Annotated in this window: 17 protein-coding genes; 7 read left to right on the top strand and 10 right to left on the bottom strand. The window is 66.2% G+C overall.

Annotated features, from left to right (window positions below; all coding sequences use genetic code 11):
• Positions 1 to 76 precede the first annotated feature (76 nt).
• The gene (locus GAA2_RS22755) at positions 77 to 754 is read left to right on the top strand and encodes a YqgE/AlgH family protein (RefSeq protein ID WP_024497957.1); all 678 of its coding nucleotides are present in this window, start codon (positions 77 to 79) and stop codon (positions 752 to 754) included.
• Between the two features lie 312 nt (positions 755 to 1,066).
• Positions 1,067 to 3,112 carry a CocE/NonD family hydrolase gene (locus GAA2_RS22750; protein ID WP_024497958.1) on the top strand — a complete coding sequence of 682 codons (2,046 nt, stop codon included), beginning with the start codon at positions 1,067 to 1,069 and terminating at the stop codon, positions 3,110 to 3,112.
• A gap of 188 nt (positions 3,113 to 3,300) precedes the next feature.
• Here the strand turns inward: GAA2_RS22750 and GAA2_RS22745 are convergent, their stop codons facing one another.
• The 5 genes from GAA2_RS22745 to GAA2_RS22725 all read right to left on the bottom strand — a co-directional run bounded on the left by GAA2_RS22745 (position 3,301) and on the right by GAA2_RS22725 (position 8,010).
• On the bottom strand, positions 3,301 to 3,633 hold the full coding sequence (locus GAA2_RS22745; RefSeq protein ID WP_024497959.1) for a hypothetical protein: 333 nt from the start codon (positions 3,631 to 3,633) through the stop codon (positions 3,301 to 3,303).
• Positions 3,634 to 3,799: 166 nt separating this feature from the next.
• Positions 3,800 to 4,579: an IS21-like element helper ATPase IstB gene (gene istB / locus GAA2_RS22740; RefSeq protein WP_191834619.1), complete on the bottom strand. Its 780-nt coding sequence runs from the start codon at positions 4,577 to 4,579 to the stop codon at positions 3,800 to 3,802.
• Between the two features lie 5 nt (positions 4,580 to 4,584).
• Positions 4,585 to 6,204 (bottom strand): IS21 family transposase, encoded by a 1,620-nt coding sequence (gene istA, locus GAA2_RS22735; RefSeq protein ID WP_191835039.1) that lies wholly within the window; start codon positions 6,202 to 6,204, stop codon positions 4,585 to 4,587.
• A 265-nt stretch (positions 6,205 to 6,469) separates the two neighbouring features.
• Positions 6,470 to 7,465 (bottom strand): bile acid:sodium symporter family protein, encoded by a 996-nt coding sequence (locus GAA2_RS22730; protein WP_024499037.1) that lies wholly within the window; start codon positions 7,463 to 7,465, stop codon positions 6,470 to 6,472.
• Positions 7,466 to 7,494: 29 nt separating this feature from the next.
• Positions 7,495 to 8,010, bottom strand: a complete 516-nt coding sequence (locus GAA2_RS22725) for an SdpI family protein (RefSeq protein WP_024499038.1) — start codon at positions 8,008 to 8,010, stop codon at positions 7,495 to 7,497.
• Positions 8,011 to 8,141: 131 nt separating this feature from the next.
• On the opposite strand from GAA2_RS22725, the gene leuS reads away from it, so the two are divergent.
• The gene (gene leuS, locus GAA2_RS22720) at positions 8,142 to 11,027 is read left to right on the top strand and encodes a leucine--tRNA ligase (protein WP_024499039.1); all 2,886 of its coding nucleotides are present in this window, start codon (positions 8,142 to 8,144) and stop codon (positions 11,025 to 11,027) included.
• A gap of 202 nt (positions 11,028 to 11,229) precedes the next feature.
• Here leuS and GAA2_RS22715 read toward each other — a convergent pair whose 3' ends face one another.
• Together GAA2_RS22715 and GAA2_RS22710 are read right to left on the bottom strand one after the other, a co-directional pair.
• Positions 11,230 to 13,029 carry an alkyl/aryl-sulfatase gene (locus GAA2_RS22715; RefSeq protein ID WP_024499040.1) on the bottom strand — a complete coding sequence of 600 codons (1,800 nt, stop codon included), beginning with the start codon at positions 13,027 to 13,029 and terminating at the stop codon, positions 11,230 to 11,232.
• Positions 13,030 to 13,183: 154 nt separating this feature from the next.
• On the bottom strand, positions 13,184 to 13,516 hold the full coding sequence (locus tag GAA2_RS22710; protein WP_024499041.1) for a TfoX/Sxy family protein: 333 nt from the start codon (positions 13,514 to 13,516) through the stop codon (positions 13,184 to 13,186).
• Between the two features lie 71 nt (positions 13,517 to 13,587).
• Between GAA2_RS22710 and GAA2_RS22705 the strand changes: the two genes are divergently transcribed.
• Positions 13,588 to 14,778: an acyl-CoA dehydrogenase family protein gene (locus GAA2_RS22705; protein ID WP_024499042.1), complete on the top strand. Its 1,191-nt coding sequence runs from the start codon at positions 13,588 to 13,590 to the stop codon at positions 14,776 to 14,778.
• Between the two features lie 117 nt (positions 14,779 to 14,895).
• Positions 14,896 to 16,134 (top strand): amidohydrolase, encoded by a 1,239-nt coding sequence (locus GAA2_RS22700; protein ID WP_024499043.1) that lies wholly within the window; start codon positions 14,896 to 14,898, stop codon positions 16,132 to 16,134.
• 25 nt (positions 16,135 to 16,159) lie between these two features.
• Here the strand turns inward: GAA2_RS22700 and GAA2_RS22695 are convergent, their stop codons facing one another.
• Genes GAA2_RS22695 through GAA2_RS22685 form a run of 3 tightly spaced genes read right to left on the bottom strand, consistent with a single transcriptional unit; the run spans position 16,160 to position 18,374 of the window.
• On the bottom strand, positions 16,160 to 16,318 hold the full coding sequence (locus GAA2_RS22695) for a hypothetical protein (protein WP_157753411.1): 159 nt from the start codon (positions 16,316 to 16,318) through the stop codon (positions 16,160 to 16,162).
• Entirely contained in the window at positions 16,297 to 17,496 is a 1,200-nt protein-coding gene (locus GAA2_RS22690; RefSeq protein ID WP_035760540.1) for a lipase family protein, read from the bottom strand. The genes GAA2_RS22695 and GAA2_RS22690 overlap by 22 nt, the downstream gene beginning before the upstream one ends.
• The gene (locus tag GAA2_RS22685) at positions 17,493 to 18,374 is read right to left on the bottom strand and encodes an RDD family protein (protein WP_394854761.1); all 882 of its coding nucleotides are present in this window, start codon (positions 18,372 to 18,374) and stop codon (positions 17,493 to 17,495) included. Before GAA2_RS22685 ends, GAA2_RS22690 begins: the two co-directional genes overlap by 4 nt.
• A gap of 109 nt (positions 18,375 to 18,483) precedes the next feature.
• On the opposite strand from GAA2_RS22685, the gene GAA2_RS22680 reads away from it, so the two are divergent.
• The gene (locus GAA2_RS22680; protein WP_024499046.1) at positions 18,484 to 19,476 is read left to right on the top strand and encodes a stage II sporulation protein M; all 993 of its coding nucleotides are present in this window, start codon (positions 18,484 to 18,486) and stop codon (positions 19,474 to 19,476) included.
• 40 nt (positions 19,477 to 19,516) lie between these two features.
• Complete coding sequence (locus GAA2_RS22675; RefSeq protein WP_024499047.1) at positions 19,517 to 19,792, top strand: membrane protein; 276 nt, start codon at positions 19,517 to 19,519, stop codon at positions 19,790 to 19,792.
• Positions 19,793 to 19,798: the final 6 nt, after the last annotated feature.

The raw sequence follows: 19,798 nt of genomic DNA, 5'->3' as shown, positions 1-19,798 counted from the left end.
AGCGTACTCACCGACGGGTTGCGGGTCCGTCGACTGTGGCGTGTTCGGGACTCGACGGACGTGCGATGATGGCTGAGTGGCGGGCGGTGACGACGCAGAGGATCCCACACCGGAATTCCGCTCCGGGGATCCTTCGGCGGGCAGCGGTGGCGGTGGCCGCATGCCGGGGGTCCCGTGGGATGCAGATCCCACCCATCGCGTCCGGCCCGGAACCGCACTCATCGCGTCGACCGATCTCATCGAGCCGACCTTCGCGCGCACGGTCATCTATGTCATCGAGCACAACGAGGCCGGCAGTCTCGGCGTGATCCTCAACCGCATGAGCCAGACCGCGGTGCACAATCTGCTGCCCCAGTGGACGGACATCGCGGCGTCCCCGCGCGCGCTCTACGTCGGCGGTCCGGTCAACCAGGACGCGGCACTGTGCCTGGGCGTCATGAAGCACGGTCACGACGTCGAGGACCATCCCGCTCTGCGCCCGGTCGACGGCCGCGTCGTGCTCGTCGATCTCGACGCCGACCCGGAACCGCTCGCCGAGGTGCTCGAAGGCGTGCGCATCTTCGCCGGCTACAGCGGATGGGGTATCGGTCAGCTCGACGACGAACTCGACCAGTTCAGCTGGATGCTCGCCTCGGCACTCCCCCGCGACCTGCTGGCCCCGCCCGCAACCGACGTCTGGTTCGACATCCTCCGCCGGCAGCCCTGGCCGCTGCCGCTCCTCGCGACTCACCCCATCGACCTCAGCCTCAACTGACCCCCGTTCCTCGCGACGCATCCCATCGACCTCAACTGACCCCCGCTCCTCGCGACGCATCCCATCGACCTCAACTGACCCCCGCTCCTCGCGACGCATCCCATCGACCTCAACTGACCCCCGCTCCTCGCGACGCATCCCATCGACCTCAACTGACCCCCGCTCCTTGAGTAGCCCCGGAGCTTGCGGAGGGGCGTATCGAAAGGACTCGTGACCCGCATCACTCCCGATGCTAAGTTGTGATCGCTTGATCAGGTTCCCGCCGCGTCGACGCTCTGACGTCGTCGCGGCGCATCACACGCGGGGGTGTGCATGGGCAAGTCGTCGAGAAGCGTTCGTCTGCTGGCGGGGGTGATCGCACTCGTCGCGGCGCTGGTCGCGCCGACCGCGGTCGCGGGGGCCGCACCGAGCGGACCCACGGGAGGGGCCGCCGCCGCGCGCTGGGCCGCGGGCCACGACGGCCCGCAACCCTATGCCGGCGTGAACGTCAGCTGGGACGTGCCGATCAGGATGAGTGACGGCACCGTCCTACGCGCCAACGTCTATCGGCCTGCTGATGCCCGCGAACGACCGACGTCGACGAAGACGCCGGTCATCGTCAACATGACCCCGTACACCAAGCTGATCACCACGGTCGGATCCGCGGTCACGCAGCATCCGGTGCTCGAGCCGTTCCTGCTGCAGATCGCCCGGTCCATCAACCTGTCCGGCACGCCGATCGACGGCATCAACGACATCGCGCACACCCTGCGCGACGGGGGCGCCAAGACTTTCCTCGTCGACTTCGACCTCGTCCGCAGCGGCTACACACAGGTCGTCGTCGACGTGCGCGGAACCGGCTTCTCCCAGGGCAAGTGGGACGTCTTCCAGGACCGCGAGCAACGCGACACCATCGAGGTCATCAACTGGGCGTCGAAGCAGCGGTGGTCCAACGGCAAGGTCGGCATGTCCGGTGTCTCCTACTCCGCGATCAACCAGATCCAAGCCGCCAACAAGAACCCGAAGGCACTGAAGGCGATCTTCCCGGTCGAACCGGGCGGTGATCTCATCCGAGACATCGTGGCGCCGGGTGGGGCGTTGGGTGTCGGCTTCCTGCCGCTGTGGCTGACTCTGGTCAACACCACGAAAATGATCCCGAACGTGGCGTCGATGCTCAACGGCACCTTCGACTGGAAGTGGCTGGCCGACCGGATCTCCGACCCGCTGACCTTCTATCCGCAACTCTTCGCAGCACTGCTCACACCCGACGTCGCGTCGGTGCCGCCGGAGCTGAAGGCGTTGCTGGAGAACAACTCCGAACCGCGGTCCGCCTGGCTCGACCGTGCCGAGAACATCACCACGCCGACCCTCATCTACGGCGGCTGGTTCGACCTCTTCACCAACTCCGAAGTCCGCATGTACAACAAGATCCCGCTGCCGCCGGGCCGCAAGCAGCTGATCATGGGCGACGGCTATCACCTGACCATCGGCGGCGGGCAACAGGGTCGCGACGGCACGCCGCCGCGACTCGACGTGCTGCAGAAGGCGTGGTTCGACAAGTGGCTTAAGGGAATCGACAACGGCATCGACTCCTATGGTCCGGTGAACCTCAAGCAGGTGGGCGATTCCTGGATCACCGCCCGGCAGTTCCCGCGCGCCGGGATGGAGCGTCAGCGCCTCTATCTGAGCGACCGGCGTAGCGGTACCGCGGCACACGCGGTCCGCGACGGCAGCCTGACCACGAAGGCCCCGCGGTCGCGGGCACGCATGTCCATCGCCCCCGGCCTCGCCCCCATGTGTTCCCGCGACGCGGCACAGCAACTGGCCGGTGCGCTGGCGATCTTCCCGTTCTGCGCCGACGATGCCCGCATCTCCGAACGCGCGGCACTGTCGTTCACCACTCCCCCGCTCACGACGACCCGCAGCGTGTCCGGGTACTCCAACATTCGGCTGAACACCGTGCTCGACGCCACCGACGGCTACTGGACGGCCACCCTCAACGACGTCGCGCCCGACGGCACGTCGAAGGTGATCTCGTCGGGACAGGTGATGGCGTCGCTTCGTGGATACGACCGCGCGGCATCGCAATTCGCGCCGAACGGAGACGTGATCGACCCGTTCTACAACCTCACACTGTCCTCACGGCAGCCGGTGGCTCCGGGACGTCCGGTCAGCATAGACATCGGGCTGCTGCCCACCGAGGCGATCGTGAAGCCGGGTCATCGCCTGCGGGTCGACGTCTTCGCGATGAACTTCCCGCGCGGTCTGCCGCTACGCCCGTTGCTGAACGAGTCGGGCCTGAAGCCGCAGCACATCCAGCTCGACCCGAGCCGGCCGAGCTTCGTGAACCTGCCGCTGTCGACGCCGGTCGGTGGCTGACACGCCAATCGGTGACTGACACGGCGAGGGTCGCTCGGCGACAGTCGATCTGAGACGGACCAACACACTGACGACACCGCTGGAGCCGTCGACCTTTTGGTCGACGGCTCCAGCGTGTGCGATCTGTGCGGGCGCGGTTTCGCCGACTGCGATGCCGGTGTGCGTCCGCGGTTCAGGTGTCGTTCGGATCAGTACCCACCAGCGTCGTCCTGCGGTTCTGGACTGCCCGACTTAGCCAGGCCTCTCGCGATCATGTAACCGACGGTCAGCCACGTGATGTACTTGAGCGCGTCGGCAGCACCGAACGGATCGACGTCGCCATCTCCACCGCCCACCACGAGCGCGGTGATCACCACGGCGAGTACGGCGAGCCCATACGCGATCAGTTCACTCGTCTTCGTCGAAGCCTTTGTCTCTACATTTCGGCGGAACCCTACGGGGTTGGGCGTGGCGATCGGGGGCGCAGAATTGCCGGGCGCGGCACCGGGATTGGGCTGCCGGTACGGTTCGGGGCTGGTCATGAGAAGGCCTTTCCTCGAATTGCTCACCCTTCTCCGGTGACCCCGGAGAAGGTGCACCTCTGTGCATCTCAGGGTCCCCCGATCAGGATGCCGCCAAACACCGGGTGTCATTTGCCACCGCTATGGGACCACCTGTTTGCCACGAGCATGGGACCACCTTGGCGCGTTATTGAGGATGCGCGGTGGGGTCGTGGCGGTCAAGTCCGGGGCGTTGGCGCTGGCGGTACGAGGGGCCTTCCACGACCAGCGTGTGAGCTCGAGAGGTCAATCGGTCGATGGCCGATTGGGCCAGCAGTGCGTCGGTGGTCATGGTCAGCCACTCGGCGGGCTCTCGGTTCGAGGTGATGATGGTGGTCTTGGTGTGGTGGCGTTCGACGATGAGTTCGTAAAAGTCGTTGGTTTCGGTGGCGTCGAGGGGCCGTAGGGCAAAGTCGTCGATGACGAGGACTTCGGTGGTGGTGAGTTTGCGGAGTTCGGCGTCGGTGCTGTTGTCCAGGCGCGCGGCTTTGAGTCGGTGAAACAGTTTGTCTGCGCGGGCGAACAGGACGGTGTGGCGTCGGCCGATTGCCATGTGGCCCAAAGCTGTTGCTAGGTGTGTTTTGCCGACCCCGACGGGTCCGAGGATGATGGCTGACTGTTTGGCTTCGATGAATCGCAGTGTGGCCAGTTCTTCGAGTAGTTCCCGGTCATAACGCAGGTCGTCTTCGGCCCGCCAGCTATCGATGCGCATGGCTGGGTCCAGGCCTGCTTTGATTGATCGCAGTGCGGCAGAGCGTGATTCGCGGCGTGAGACTTCGTCGGCAAGTAGCTGTTCGAGGAAGTTGATGTGTGAGGTTTTGTGTTGCCGTGCCAACGCGGCGCGTTGCGGGAGGGTGTCAGCGAGCGCACCGAGTTTGAGGGCTTTGAGTGAGCGGAGCAGGTCAGCACCGATTGGTTGGGTGGTCATGGTCTCTAGTTCTCCTTGGTGCCTGGAATGAGGGTCAGTGCTGCTGCGGCAGCGGCGAATTCGGAAGGGTCACGGGTGAATCTGGTGGGGGCGTGACCGGCGGCTCGGGGCAGTGCTGGGCTGGTGGTTTCGGTGCCACGTTCGAGCATGGAACGGATCTTGGTGACCGCGATGACATCGAGAGCGAGGGCTGACTGGCAGGCCGCATCTACTGGTGCGGCTCCGTAGGTCGAGACCAACCCGATCAGTGCGTATACCGCCCGCATGCGCGACCAGGGGCGAGGGTCATCAACGATGCGCGCAGCGTAGAGACCGATATGTGGGCCGTAGCGTTCGCATTGCTGCAGCTGGGCGGTGATGTTGCGGGTGGCGTAGGCACCCAGATCTGCCGGGTAGTCCGCCGGATCGGTGCTGCGACCACCCGCGCCTTGTCGGGGGTGTTGTTTGATCAGCTCGCCGCGGTGATAGAACTTCACCGTCTCGGAGTCGGCGCGAACATCGACGGTGGTACCGATCCACGTTTCTGGAAGCGAGTACAACGCTTTACCCACACAGGCGTGAAAGTCTTTGTGCACCTTCACTTGTTTGAAGACCGGAACATCGTAGGGCTGCTGGGGTACCGGCAGCAGATGCCGGTGTTCCTCGGCGGCGAAGACGACCGCGGGTTGGGTTGCGGTGGTGCCGTGCACCCGCATGCCGGCGGTGTGAGCACACCAGGTGCGTGCTGCTTGCTGGGCATGGTCGAGGTCGGTGAAGGTTTCCCCGGCCCAAAAGTTCTTCTGCACGTACTGGATGGTGCGTTCGACCCGGGGTTTGTCCTGCGGGGTGCGCACCCGAGCGGTATCGGTGACGAACCTGGCATGGGCTGCGTAGTCCAGCCATCCCCGACTCAGCCGTGGGTTGACTGCATCAGCCTGGGCGACACTGGGTTTCATGTTGTCGGGGATGATGACGGCGAACACCCCATCGAAGAATTCCCACGCCGCTTGGCAGCCGGTGATCACCGCGTCCAGGGTTTGTGAATGGGTCAGCCACACGAACGTGTGCCGCGAGTAGACCGCGGTGATCACCAGGGCATGGACCTTGCGGCGTTTGCCGCTGGCAGGGTCATCGAGCAGCCCGAGGTACCCGAAATCGAGCTGACATTCTGCACCCGGAGCGCAGTCGTCCACGCGCACGGTGGATGTTGTTCGCCGGTACCCGCATTGCTCGGTCGCGAACCTCACCAACGTCCGATAGGGCACCTGGCATCCCTGACGGGCAAGCAGGATGTGAATTTTAGTCAGTGTCAACGGTTTCTGGTCGCCATCACCGGCGACCCAGGTTCTGATCTGATCGGTGAACCCGGCCAGTTGTTCCCATGCCTGCCCGTGCCCGTTGGGCCGGACCGGGCGTACCGCGGTCACGATTCTCCCGATCAGCTCATCGGTCAACGCGTCGGCACCGGCGCCGTGGACCAATCCTGCCGCTTGCGCGGCCTGTACATACCGTCGCACCGTCTTGCGGTCGACTCCGGCGTGAGCGGCGATCGTGCGTAGTCCCGGCGAGGGCAATCCCACCGCCAGGCCCAGCCACAAACGCAGTACTTCTCTGATCTCTTCCACTGCAACCTCCCGGTAGCCCATGCCCGCCGCCCCTCCTGCGAATCTTGCAGTTGAGTCAACGAGCAAAACGAAGGGACCACCGACGCGACGCGCCGGTGGTCCCATAACTGGCAATCCAGGTGGTCCCATCCTCGTGGCAAAAATCAGCTCACGGTGGTCCCTTCACGGTGGCAACTGACAACCGGGCAAAACAGTCAGGCGTGCCGTGTGCTCGCCCGTATCCGTACCTGACCGCATCGAACAGGCCGCGGCCCGTGACTTTTTCGACCGTGGACCCCGGTAATCGTCAGGAGGTCTCCGCAGCCTCCGCCTCACGTCCGTACCGCGTCGCCAGCCACGAGCAGATGATGAGCTGGATCTGATGGAAGATCATCAGCGGTAGGACGATGAGGCCGACGGTCGAACCGGCGAAGAGCACGGTGGCCATCGGGAGCCCGGTGGCGAGGCTTTTCTTGGTGCCGCAGAACTGGATGGCGATGGTGTCGGCACGGTCGAAGCCGAGCTTCGTGGGCAGCCATCCGGTGACCACGAGCATGACCACGACGAACACCAGCGAGATCAGCGACACGGCGATCACCTGCACTGCGTCGACCGACGACCAGATGCCGTTCTCGACGCCCTCGCTGAAGGCGACGTAGACGACGAGCACGATGGCGCTGCGATCGGCCAGCTTGGTGATGTGGGCGTGGCGTGCGAAGAACGGCCCGACCCACGGTCGTGCCAGCTGACCGACGACGAACGGCACCAGGATCTGCGCCACGATCTTCAGGATCGCCGACGCGTCGATGGTGGCGTCTCCGGTGTTCTGCATCAGTGCGACGACGAGTACCGGGGTGAGGAACACACCGAGGATGTTCGACGCGGAGGCGCTGACGATGGCGCCGGCGACGTTGCCCTTGGCGATGGAGGTGAACGCGATCGACGACTGCACCGTCGAGGGCACCAGACACAGGAACAGCAGCCCGGCATAGAGGTCGTCACCGATCAGCGGCTCGACGACCGGTTTGAGGGCCAGACCGATGATCGGGAACGCGACGAAGGTGAACGCGAGAATCGTCAGGTGCAGCCGCCAGTGCTTGAGGCCGTCGAGAGCCTCGCGCGGGTGCAGCCGCGTGCCGTAGAGGAAGAACAGAGCACCGATCGCGACGACGACGATCCACTCGAATGCGTCCCCGGCGGCCCCGCGGACGGGCAGGAAGGCGGCGACGACGACCGCGGCCACGATCGCGAGGATGAATCCGTCGATCGGCGAACGGTCGAGGAGGTTCTTGAGCGCGCGCATATGTGAGAGCTGCCGACGGCGGGTGACGCTCAGGCCTGCGCGGTGTCGTTCGCGCAGACGCCGCGCAGCGAGCACGCACCGCAGCTGCTGGTGCCGCAGTCGGCAGCCGGGTCGGACTCCGCCCCGGCCGGCTTCTCGGCGGAATGCGCGTCGTCATGACCCGAGCAGCAGGAGCAGCCCGCGTCCTCGGCCGGTACGGTCGCAGCCGCGCGCACGCCGATGGCGCTGACCAGGCCGATGATGACAAGCGCGGCCACCAGGGCGACGACACCGAAGAGGATGGACCAACCGCCGTCGACGGCCAGGGTGGCGACCGCACCGAGGACGAGGATCACACTCGCGCCGAGCGTTCCGGGTGCCGCGACGCGGTTCGCGACGCGGAAGGCCTCATCGGAGCGCATGGTCTCGTCGGTGCGAACACCGAGACGGCGGTTGCGGGGAAGAGAGCCGCGAAGACCGCGGACCCCGACCGTGGTCCAGAGCCCGGCCAGTGCGAAGAGCAGGACGGCAACGACGACGGACAGGGCATTCACGACCCACAGCATACGACTGCGTCCGCTGTGCAACCGAATCGAGCGTGCCCGGGTGAACTGCACCTCATGGACGTGCCTGCGCTGGCGGGGTGACGAGCTGACCGGATTTCAGGCTGGTCGGGCACAGGATTTACCCTGGTCGGGTGACTTCAGTCGACACCACCAGCACCAACGGCTCCGCCGGGGCGACCGCTCATCGCTACACCGCGGAGGTCGCGGGTGAGCTCGAGCAGCGCTGGCAGCAGGCCTGGTCCGACGAGCATGCCTACGAGGCACCGAATCCCGTCGGACCGCTCGCCGGTGACCTGAGCGCGTTCGGCGGCGGCAGCGCCGACGCTCCCGACAAGCTGTTCGTCCAGGACATGTTCCCCTACCCCTCGGGTGCGGGTCTGCACGTCGGCCATCCGCTGGGGTTCATCGCCAGCGACGTCTTCGCCCGCTACCAGCGGATGACCGGCAAGAACGTTCTGCACACGATGGGTTTCGACTCCTTCGGTCTGCCGGCCGAGCAGTACGCCGTCCAGACCGGCACCCATCCGCGGACCACGACCGAGCAGAACATCGAGCGCTACCTCGGCCAGATCCGACGACTCGGCCTCGGCCACGACGAGCGTCGTCGCGTCGCGACCACCGACGTCGACTTCTACCGCTGGACGCAGTGGATCTTCCTGCAGATCTACAACGCCTGGTTCGACGCCGAGCAGGGCAAGGCCCGGCGCATCTCCGAGCTGGTCGACGAGTTCGCCGCGGGCACACGTGAGCTCACCGGCGAGAACGCCGGCAAGTCCTGGGCGGATCTGACGCCGGCCGAGCGCACCGCAGTGATCGACGACCACCGCCTGGTGTACCTGAGTGATTCGCTGGTCAACTGGTGCCCCGGTCTGGGCACGGTGCTGGCCAACGAGGAGGTGACCGCCGACGGGCGCAGTGATCGCGGCAATTTCCCGGTCTTCCGCAAGCATCTGCGGCAGTGGATGATGCGGATCACCGCCTACTCCGACCGGCTGCTCGACGACCTGGACCTGCTGGACTGGCCGGAGAAGGTCAAGACCATGCAGCGCAACTGGATCGGCCGTTCGCGGGGTGCGCAGGTCCGGTTCGGGGCGCCCGGTGTCGGCGACATCGAGGTCTTCACGACCCGCCCGGACACGCTCTTCGGTGCCACCTACATGGTGCTGGCCCCCGAGCATCCGCTGGTCGACGCGCTGACCGCCGACGCCTGGCCGGAGGGCACCGACGACCGGTGGACACGCGGCGGCAGCGATCCCGCGACGGCCGTCGCGGAGTACCGGTCGTCGATCGCGGCGAAGTCCGACCTCGAACGCCAGGAGAACAAGGAGAAGACCGGCGTCTTCACCGGTTCCTTCGCGATCAATCCGGTGAACGGACACCAGGTTCCGGTCTTCATCGCCGACTACGTTCTCATGGGTTACGGCACCGGCGCCATCATGGCGGTCCCGGCGCACGACGCCCGCGACCACGAGTTCGCGACCGTGTTCGGCCTGCCGATCATCGAGGTGATCGGCTCGGACACCGACGTGCAGGTCGAGGCCTACATGGGCGACGGCCCGTTGGTGAACTCGGACTTCCTGGACGGCAAGAACGTCGAGGACGCCAAGGCCGCAATCGTCGAACGCCTCGAGGCAGGCGGCGTGGGCACCGGCAAGATCCAGTACAAGCTGCGTGACTGGCTCTTCGCCCGTCAGCGTTACTGGGGCGAGCCGTTCCCGATCGTCTACGACGCCGACGGCCAGCCGCACGCGTTGCCCGAATCGATGTTGCCGGTGGAACTCCCGGAGGTCGAGGACTACGCGCCGGTCTCCTTCGACCCCGACGACGCCGACAGCGAGCCGTCGCCCCCGCTGGCCAAGGCCGGCGAGTGGATGACCGTCGAGCTCGATCTCGGAGACGGTCCCAAGACCTACACCCGCGACGCCAACGTCATGCCGCAGTGGGCGGGCAGCTCGTGGTATCAGCTGCGCTACATCGATCCCACCAATCAGGAAACCCTGTGCGACAAGGACAACGAGGCCTACTGGATGGGTCCGCGTCCCGAATTGCATGGTCCGAACGATCCGGGTGGCCTCGACCTCTACATCGGTGGCGTCGAACATGCCGTGCTGCACCTGCTGTATTCGCGGTTCTGGCACAAGGTCCTGTTCGACCTCGGCTACGTCACCAGCCGCGAGCCGTATCGAAAGCTGTTCAACCAGGGCATGATCCAGGCGTACGCGTACACCGACTCGCGCGGTATCTATGTGCCGGCCGAGGAGGTCACCGAGGAGAACGGCAAGTTCTTCTACAACGGTGAAGAGGTGCGCCAGGAGTACGGCAAGATGGGCAAGTCGCTGAAGAACTCGGTGACCCCCGACGACATCTGCCGCGACTACGGTGCCGACACCCTGCGCGTCTACGAGATGTTCATGGGTCCGCTCGACCAGTCACGCCCCTGGGCGACCAAGGACGTCGTCGGTTCGCAGCGGTTCCTGCAGCGCATCTGGCGCCTGGTCGTCGACGAGGAGTCCGGTGAGCTGCGCGTCGCCGACGCCGAGTCCGACGACGACACGAAGCGGTTGCTGCACAAGACGATCGCCGGTGTCCGCGAGGATTACGCGGCACTGCGCAACAACACCGCCGTCGCCAAGCTGACCGTGCTGACCAACCACCTCACCAAGAACTTCGAGAAGGCCGGTGCGCCAAGGGATGCCGTCGAAGCGCTGGTGATCATGCTCGCGCCGCTGGCACCGCACATCGCCGAGGAACTGTGGCATCGCCTGGGCCACGACACCCTCGTCGTCCGCGCGCCGTTCCCGGTCGCCGACGAGGCGTGGCTGGTCGAGGACACGATCGAGATCCCGGTGCAGGTCAAGGGCAAGGTCCGCAGCCGGATCACGGTCGCCGCCGACGCCGACGAGGACACCCTGCGCACCACTGCCCTCGCCGACGAGAAGATCGCCGCACTCCTCGACGGTGCCGAACCGCGCAAGGTGATCGTGGTGCCCGGCCGGATGGTGAACATCGTCCCCTGACGCCTCGCGACTTCGGAGCGATCGCGACGTGCCGTTTTCGCTCCCTGAGGTGTGAGGAGTGATGGTGGCGTGCCGTTTTCGCTCCCTGAGGTGTGAGGAGTGATGGTGGCGTGCCGTTTTCGCTCCCTGAGGTGTGAGGAGCGATAGCGACGAGCCTCGAAGGGCTCGCGACCCGAACTGCGTTGCCGCCAAATGACTTCGCTCACGGTGTGACGATGGCGAACCCGGGATCGGGGTCATCGACCAATCCGGTGATGGTCGAGATCGCGGACGTATCGCCCTCCAAGGTGGCACCACTGGCTGCCGTGCCGGTGAGAAGGCCCAGCAGATCGCGCTTGGTGAGTGTCACGACGAGATCGGCGGGATCCTGTCGCCGCGTCGGGTGGTGGATCAGGACACCGTTCGAGAGCTCCATCCGATAGGTCTCGTCGGTGTCGGTGAAGTGCCATCGGATGGACGTCGACAGGTCCCACGCTCGCGGGCCGTCGATGCGGATGGCGAGACTGTCGAAGAGTTGGGTGATGGTGAGCGCGCTCGCGATTCCGGACCCGCTGACCGGTGCGGGATGTGGCCGGCCGACGAGCTCGTCGGCACCGACCAGGAAGTTGTTGCGCCAGGTGGCGCACTCGGATCCGTATCCCAGTTTCGTGAACACCTGCGCGAGGAGCTTTTTCGCGCCCGCATGGTCCGGCTGGGCGAACACCGCGTGGCCGGCCAGTTCCGCGGCGAATCGAAGATCTCCCTCGTCGGCGAACTCCTGCGCTTTCGCGACCGCTGCCTCGACCCCGCCCAGCGCACGCACGTACCGAGCGGCCGACGCCTCCGGTGGGTGCTGCCACAGATGGGCCGGATTGCCGTCGTACCAACCGAGATACCGCTGATAGATCGCTTTCACGTTGTGGCTGACCGAGCCGTAGAACCCGCGGGCGTGCCAGGCCGCGTCGAGGACCGGCGGCATCGGGAAGTCCTCGGCGATCTCGCTGCCCACGTATCCCTGATTCATTCGCCGCAGCGTCTGATCATGGAGGTAGGCGTACAGATCGCGCTGCTGGGTCAGATAGACGAGCAGTTCGTCGGTGCCCCAGGTGGGCCAATGATGGGAGGCGAAGGCGACATCGGAGTCGTAGGCGAACATCTCGATGGCCTCGGTGAGGTATCGCGACCAGATGCGGGCGTCGCGCACCTGTGCGCCCCGCAATGTCAGCAGGTTGTGGAGATTGTGAGTTGCGTTCTCGGCCAGACACAGTGCTCGGTGATCGGGGAACCAGAAGTTCATCTCCGACGGCGCTTCGGTACCCGGCGTCACCTGGAAGATCATCCGGACACCGTCGAAGGTCTCTTCCTGTCCGGTGTGGGTGATGTCGAGCGTCGGGGCGATCAAACCCACTGTCCCGGTGGATGTGCTGGGACCGAGTCCAGCGCCGAGGGTCCCGGTCGCGCCGACCGGCAGCACGATCCCCGTGTGATACATGCTCCGCCGCAGCATCGCGGTGCCCGCGTAGACGTTCTCGGAGACGGCATGTTCGAGAAAGTGTTCGGGCGCGACGATCGGCACGGTGGTGTCGACATCGACGACGCCGAGAACGCCGCCGAAGTGATCGACATGGGAATGGGTGTAGATGACTGCGCTCACCGGTCGTTCACCGCGATGCCGACGGTAGAGGGCAAGGCCGGCCGCCGCGCATTCCGACGAGACCAGGGGATCGATCACGACCACCCCCGTGTCGCCCTCGACCAACGTCATGTTCGAGAGGTCGTAGCCGCGGATCTGATAGATGCCGTCGGTGACCTCGAATAATCCGTGAACCGACGTGAGCTGGGCCTGCCGCCACAGATTCGGGTTGACGGAGTCGGGACAGTGACCGGCAGTTGCCTCCGCGAAACCCGCGGCGTCGTAGACGACACGGCCGTCACCACCGTGGACGACAGCGGGTTCCAGGACCCCGATCAAACCCCGGTTGGCGTTGTCGAAGTCTGTTCGGTCGGAGAAATCGGCAGGCATCGGATCTCCTCTTCCGGCAGGCTCGGCGGACTGCGCGGATCAGATCGATGTTCGGTTCCCGACACCATTGACACCAGTTGCGGTCACAGTATCGCCCACCGGCCGGGCTGTGACAGCAGGATCAGGGAGTTCGTGGGGCGGGGCCGCCCGCCCCTCACTTCGGCGGCAGCTTCCTGGCGTAGTCGGAGCCGATGGTGACCCAGCGGGTCAGCTGACGATCGCTGGCGATCCCTTCCTCGAAGACGCGGAGCCAGCCGAGGGTCTCGCGCGCCGACATGTACATCGGCGCGGTGTGGGGGTACTCGAGAAGGGTGTTGGTCTCCTCGGGCGGCACGTGCACCATGATCCCGCCCTTGCCGCTCACGGCCACGGCCATGTTGCCGTTGATCAGGAACGCCAGGCCGCCGAACATGGGAACCTCGTCGACGCCGGCCTCCGCCGCGAGCAACGCGCGGATGCGGAAGGCGAGTTCCTCGTCGTAAGCCACGTCCCCAGGCTATCGGCGGGTGTGACGGGGAAGGACTTGGCAACTAACTTACCCAGCAGTAAGGTCATGCCATGGCGATCAACCTGGAGCTCCCGAAGAAGTTCGATTCGACGGTCGAGCGCACCCACCTGGCTGCCGAGCACATCTTCCGGCCGATCTCACGGAAGTATGACAAGGCCGAGCACGAGTACCCCGTCGAACTCGACGACCTCGCGAAACTGGCCAAGCAGGGTCGCGGGTCGGAGCAGTCGGCCGACTCGTCGAGCGGCGACGACGGACCGTCGGTCAACGGCGCCAACATGCGCGGCCTGATCTCGGCGCTCGAGATGAGCTGGGGCGATGTGGGCCTGCTGCTCTCCATTCCCGGCCAGGGTCTGGGCAATGCCGCCATCGCGGCGGTCGCCAACCCCGAACAGCTCGAGAAGTTCTCGGACGTGTGGGCGGCGATGGCCATCACCGAGCCCAGCTTCGGGTCGGACTCGGCAGCCGTCTCCACGACTGCGACCCGCGACGGCGACGACTACCTCCTAAACGGGGAGAAGATCTTCGTGACCGCCGGCTCGCGAGCCGATCACGTGGTCGTCTGGGCCACCATCGACAAGAGCGTCGGTCGTGCGGCCATCAAGAGCTTCGTCGTGCCGATGACGACCGAGGGGGTGACGGTCGCCCGGCTCGAGCACAAGCTCGGCATCAAGGCCTCCGACACCGCCGTGATCCGCTTCGAGAACGCCCGCGTGCCCGCCGAGAACCTGCTCGGATCACCGGAGATCGACACCAAGAAGGCGTTCGGCGGGGTCATGCAGACCTTCGACAACACCCGCCCGGTCGTCGCGGCGATGGCGATCGGCCTCGGCCGTGCCGCACTGGAGGAACTGCGCCGGATGCTCGACGAGGCCGGCCACGAGATCGACTACGACCGCCCGGCCTCATCCCAGCATGCGACCGTCGCCGAGTTCATCCGACTCGAATCCGAGTGGGAGGCATCGTGGTTGCACACCCTGCGCGCCGCGTGGATGGCCGACAACAGGCAACCCAACTCCACCGAGGCCTCGATGTCGAAGGCGAAGGCGGGTCGTACGGTCACCGAGATCACCAACAAAGCGGTGGAAATCGGTGCGACAGCTGGCTTCTCGGAGACCTCGCTGCTGGAGAAGTGGGCCCGGGACTCCAAGATCCTCGACATCTTCGAGGGAACCCAACAGATTCAGCAGCTGATCATCGCGCGCCGCGTCCTCGGGAAGTCCAGCGCCGACCTGAAGTGAGGCGCACCGGGTTGTCCGTCCGGGAAGGATGAAACCGACGCATGCGGACCCTGCCGCGTGTGACGATGGGGTCGGGCCGGAGATCCGGTCCAGACGCCCGCCGTTGGAGGTCGTGGCATGACCACTCCTGTAGACATCCCGATCGACCCTTCGCTCGTCGACCTCTACAAAGACCTCCACAGACACCCGGAACTCGGCTTCCAGGAACAACGGACCGTCGGCTTGGTTGTCGAAAGGCTCGAATCGGCGGGTTTCGATGTCACGACCGGCGTCGGCAGGACCGGAGTGGTCGGCATCCTGCGAAACGGGGATGGTCCGACGATCGCGATGCGCGCCGACATGGATGCCTTACCCGTTCTCGAGGACACCGGACTCGACTACGCCAGCACCGTCACGGCGACCGACGAGAACGGTAAGACGGTCCCGGTCGCCCATGCGTGTGGTCATGATCTGCACACCACATGTCTCCTGGGTGCGGCGGCAATCCTCGCATCCGATATATCGGGATGGTCGGGCACCGTCGTCGTCATCTTCCAGCCCGCCGAAGAGCTCGGTGCCGGCGCTCAGGCGATGGTGGACGACGGACTGTGGGATCGGTTCCCCACACCCGACGTCGTGCTCGGTCAGCATGTCTCGCCATTGCCCGCCGGCAAGATTGCCGGGCACCCCGGCGCGTCGTACGCCGGGTCGGACTCACTCCGGGTGCGACTCGTGGGTCGTGGTGCACACGGCTCGATGCCCGAGGCCTCCGTGGATCCCATCGTGCTGGCCGCTGCCACGGTCCTGAGGCTGCAGACCGTCATCTCCCGGGAGATCCCGAGCACCGCCACCGCTGTGCTCACCGTCGGGTCGATCCACGCCGGTGACGCCGCGAACGTGATTCCCGGGGAGGCCGAGATCCAGCTGAACATCCGCAGCTACAACGAGACCGTGCGCGGCAAGATCCTCGACAGCGTCGAGCGCATCGTGCGCGGCGAGGCGGCGGCGTCGGGCGTGCCAGACGAGCCGACGATCACCGAGATCGAACGGTTCCCGGTGGTCACCAATGATCCGGACGCGCTGGGCAAGACGCTGAGCGCCTTCGCGGACTGGTTGGGCGCGTCCAACATCCTCGATCCGGGGGCCGGCGCGGGCAGCGAGGATGTCGGCATCTTGGCCACGAGCTGTGGCGCACCCCTCTCGTACTGGCTGCTCGGCGGAGCCGATCCGTCCCTGTTCACCACCGGTGACATGACGGATCCGGCGCTGCTGAAAGTACCGTCCAACCACTCACCGCACTACGCGCCGGTGATCGATCCGACGCTCGCGACGGGAGTCCGAGCGCTGGTCATCGCGGCCCGTACCTGGTTGGGTTAGCCACTCCGAAAGGGCGAACCGCCGCTCACCGGCCGTATCCCAGCACGCGACCGTCGCCGAGTTCATCCGCCTCGAATCCGATTGGGAAACAGCCCAACTCCACCGAGGCCGCCATGTTGAAGGCCCTCGGGAAGTCCAGCGCCGATCTGAGGTGACCGGCGATCAAACCTGCCTGATCAGCCACCGCGCAACACCTTCGGCGCCACCCGGCTCGGTCGCCACGCCGGCATGCCCGATGAGGCGTTCGTTGTAGGTCACTCGCACCCCGCTTCGCCGATAGGTTTGCACCAGTTCGGATACCAGGGGTTGCGGGGAGACGGTGTCGGTCGTCCCGGCTTCGACTCGCACCGGAAGTCCCGGGGAGAAACGTAGGTGCGCAACGTCGTTGCGATCGAGGATGCTCATCAGATCGGTCTTCAACTGGCTGCCGCGCGGTCCGAGTAGCTGAGCTGGGGCCAGCCCGCCGAAGGAATCGAACCCGGTGAGCCCGACATAGCACCGCTGCTCGACCTGCGGAACGAGACGGCGTGCCGCCGGACTGAGACCGCCGTTGAGCATCAGCTGCCCGAAGTCCGGATCTGCGGCGGCAGCGCCGTAACCGATCAACGCCGCCAGACCCATCAACTCGTTGATGGCCGGACCGGCAACGGGAACGGCGGAGACGGCGTCGAGCATCCGCGCGACCTGGGTGGGCGGTGCCAGCGCCGCGACGCCTCGCAGTTGCAATCCCCGCCATTCGGATTCGGGCCGAGATGCCGCGAAGAGCGCGGCCACCGCACCCTCGGAGTGTCCGGCCACCACCACGTCCCGACCGATCCGTGAGTCCTCGCGTGACGCCGCGACCGCCATGTCGATCGCCGACCGGGCGAGCGAATCGCCGATCAGGTATGGATGCGGTCCGGGACCACCGATTCCCTCGAAATCAGGCCGGACGACGGCGAATCCGGCGTCGAGCAGGTGGGAGACGATGAGGTCACCCGACGTCATCCGCGGGAGTTCGGGATGCCCCGCATGACCGCCGGACGGAGCGCAGGAGTCCGCCGCGCCGACCGTCATGTGATTCCACACCGCAAGCGGCCAGCCGTCACGCGGCGGCGCGGACCGGGGTAGCAGCACGGTCCCGGTCATCTCGGTCGGTGTGCCGCGCACCGACGTCGAGCGGTAGCGAATCCGGGTCGTCGACGACGCGGCGTCGAGTGCAACCACGGAGGTGTGCACGGTCTCGGAGGAGACGATGTGCGGCACCGAGTCCGCGGGTGCCGAGAAAGCGGGGGGCGCCGGCGCCGTACCCCCGATGGTCATCAGGGCCCCGGCGATCAGGGCGCAGAAAATCTTTGCGCGGTGTCGGGCGGATGTTCTCATCGCAACAACCTTTCCCGCAGGAGTGCTTCACGTTCGAGTCGTTCGGCGTCGCGGCGTCGACGTTCGGCCATGATCGCCGACAGCACATCCTCGAACGACGCGCCCTGTGGCGGCGCGGGCGCCACGAACGGCGCCGCGTCGAAGACCAGCCGACGCGCTGCGGCGGCCCGGGGTTCGGGCTTCATGCCGTGGCGGCCGTTGAGGAACTGGCGGATGATCACGGCGAGGCCGTCGGGCAGGGCCGCCATGTCGGCCGCCACCGCCCACGAGACGAGTCCGGCGGGCATTTCGATGGGATGCTGTTCTTCGATCTTGTGCCGGTCCCGGATCACGTAGGTGCCGGCGAGGAGGTCACCGAGCCGCTTGTTCTTCCGCGAGATCGCGGCACTGATGAGCGCGGGCAGACCCAGGCAGGCGTACATCTCGATGAACCCCACCAGCGCCCGGGTGAGCGAATGCCGGAAACCGATGGGCCCGGCGTCATCTCGGACGGTACGCAGGCCGACGACGAGATGACCGACGGTCTTGCCCCCGGTGAGGGTTTCCGCGACGGTGGGCAGGGCGATGACACTGACGATGGGCAGCATCGTGTTGACGGCGCCCCGCCAGGCCTCGTTGAGGTCGATGGCCACCTGGTACGTCAGCCACCAGAGGATCAACCAGAGGGCGATCCCCAGCGCGACGTCGATCATCCCCGACAGAATCCGATAGCCGAGACCGCCCGGCGGCAGCGCCAGTGCCACCGCCTCACCGGAGACCAGATCGTCGCGTCCCACGCCGACCGTGGCCGACGCACCTGCACCCCAGACGGTCGGCGGCGGGCCGGTCGGGACACCCGCCAGTCGCGGGGGTCCTGGCGGCGGCGGTACGGATGGCACGCCTCACCATACGACGCGAACCGCGGCTCGCACCCTCACCCGTGCACAGGGACGACACCCGTCGAATGACACGTCCTGCGTTGACCCGGATGCCGGTTACCCTGGCCGAATGGACCTCGACGCCTATGTCTCCGCGCACCGCGCGACGTGGGAACGTCTCGATGAGTTGTCGCGCCGGCGGCGTCTGACCGGAGCCGAGGCCGACGAGATCATCGACACCTATCAGCGGGTGGCGACGCATCTTTCGGTGATCCGCTCGTCGGCGCCCGACGCATCGCTCGTCGCGTACCTGTCGGCGTTGCTGGCGCGGGCCCGGGGTAGAGCGTCGGGGACGAGGGTGAGTACCTGGTCGACGTTCATCGACTTCTTCGCGGTGTCGTTCCCCGCTGCGCTGTACCGGATGCGGTGGTGGTGGCTGACGGTGATGGGCGTGTGTCTGCTCGCGGCCGCCGTCATGACCTGGTGGGTTCTGGAGCATCCGCGGATCGAGAGCTCGTTCGCCTCGGCGCAGGAGATCGAGCGGCTCGTCACCAACGACTTCGAGAACTACTACAGCGAATACGAGGCGACGTCGTTCGCGGCGCGGGTGTGGACCAACAACTTCTGGCTGGCCGCGATGTGCATCGTTGTCGGCGTCTTCGGCCTGCCGGTGATCTGGATGCTCTACACCAACATCCTGAACCTGGTGGTGATCGCGTCGATCATGATCCGGCACGGTCGCGGAGACCTGTTCTTCGGTCTGCTCCTGCCACACGGCATGCTCGAACTGACCTGCCTGTTCGTCGCCGCGGGAGTCGGACTCCGGATCTTCTGGTCCTGGGTGTCACCCGGGAACCGAACGCGCGCAGCCGCTCTCGGTGAGGAGGGTCGGACCGCCATCGGCGTGGCGCTCGGTCTCGTCGCCGTCCTCCTGCTGTGCGGGGTGATCGAGGCCTTCGTGACCCCTTCGCCGCTGCCGACGTGGGCGCGGATCGGGATCGGGGTGACCGCCTGGTTGCTGTTCATGACCTACGTCTTCGTCGCCGGGCGCCGCGCGCACCGAGCCGGTGAAACCGGCGACCTCGCCGAGCTGGATCGCGGATTGACTGCACCGACCGTGTAGGAATGAACGGGAGTGCAGCTACCCCGAAAGGAACACCAGGATGGCCAAGAACGACAAGTCTCTGGACGCGGTCTCGTTGATCGGAGGAGGTCTGGCGGCGGTCGGTCTGACGCACTTCGTCAAGCCGGAGGTGTTCGCTCCCATCACCGCACCCGTGTTCCCCGAGGACACCACGACGTGGACCTACCGCAACGGTGCCTGCGAGACCGCGATCGGCATCGCGCTGGTGTCACGCCGCACCCGACGCCTCGGCCTGGTCGGCCTGGCCGGCTACCTGGGCTTCCTCGGCTACCGGGCGGTGCAGGCGAAGAGCTAGCTCGAC

It is taken from the genome of Gordonia ajococcus (assembly GCF_012974285.1).
GTDB lineage: Bacteria > Actinomycetota > Actinomycetes > Mycobacteriales > Mycobacteriaceae > Gordonia > Gordonia amicalis.
Note: the sequence above shows the minus strand (reverse complement) of the source record. Positions and strands in the feature narration are given on the sequence as shown.

Excerpts from the sequence above, each read along its gene's own strand:
- istA (WP_191835039.1), bottom strand. The coding sequence starts at position 6,204 with ATGGGCTACCGGGAGGTTGCAGTGGAAGAGATCAGAGAAGTACTGCGT.
- GAA2_RS22675 (WP_024499047.1), top strand. The coding sequence starts at position 19,517 with ATGGCCAAGAACGACAAGTCTCTGGACGCGGTCTCGTTGATCGGAGGA.
- GAA2_RS22715 (WP_024499040.1), bottom strand. The coding sequence starts at position 13,029 with ATGCCTGCCGATTTCTCCGACCGAACAGACTTCGACAACGCCAACCGG.
- GAA2_RS22705 (WP_024499042.1), top strand. The coding sequence starts at position 13,588 with ATGGCGATCAACCTGGAGCTCCCGAAGAAGTTCGATTCGACGGTCGAG.
- GAA2_RS22690 (WP_035760540.1), bottom strand. The coding sequence starts at position 17,496 with ATGAGAACATCCGCCCGACACCGCGCAAAGATTTTCTGCGCCCTGATC.
- GAA2_RS22745 (WP_024497959.1), bottom strand. The coding sequence starts at position 3,633 with ATGACCAGCCCCGAACCGTACCGGCAGCCCAATCCCGGTGCCGCGCCC.
- GAA2_RS22680 (WP_024499046.1), top strand. The coding sequence starts at position 18,484 with ATGGACCTCGACGCCTATGTCTCCGCGCACCGCGCGACGTGGGAACGT.
- GAA2_RS22750 (WP_024497958.1), top strand. The coding sequence starts at position 1,067 with ATGGGCAAGTCGTCGAGAAGCGTTCGTCTGCTGGCGGGGGTGATCGCA.
- GAA2_RS22725 (WP_024499038.1), bottom strand. The coding sequence starts at position 8,010 with ATGCTGTGGGTCGTGAATGCCCTGTCCGTCGTCGTTGCCGTCCTGCTC.
- GAA2_RS22730 (WP_024499037.1), bottom strand. The coding sequence starts at position 7,465 with ATGCGCGCGCTCAAGAACCTCCTCGACCGTTCGCCGATCGACGGATTC.
- istB (WP_191834619.1), bottom strand. The coding sequence starts at position 4,579 with ATGACCACCCAACCAATCGGTGCTGACCTGCTCCGCTCACTCAAAGCC.
- GAA2_RS22700 (WP_024499043.1), top strand. The coding sequence starts at position 14,896 with ATGACCACTCCTGTAGACATCCCGATCGACCCTTCGCTCGTCGACCTC.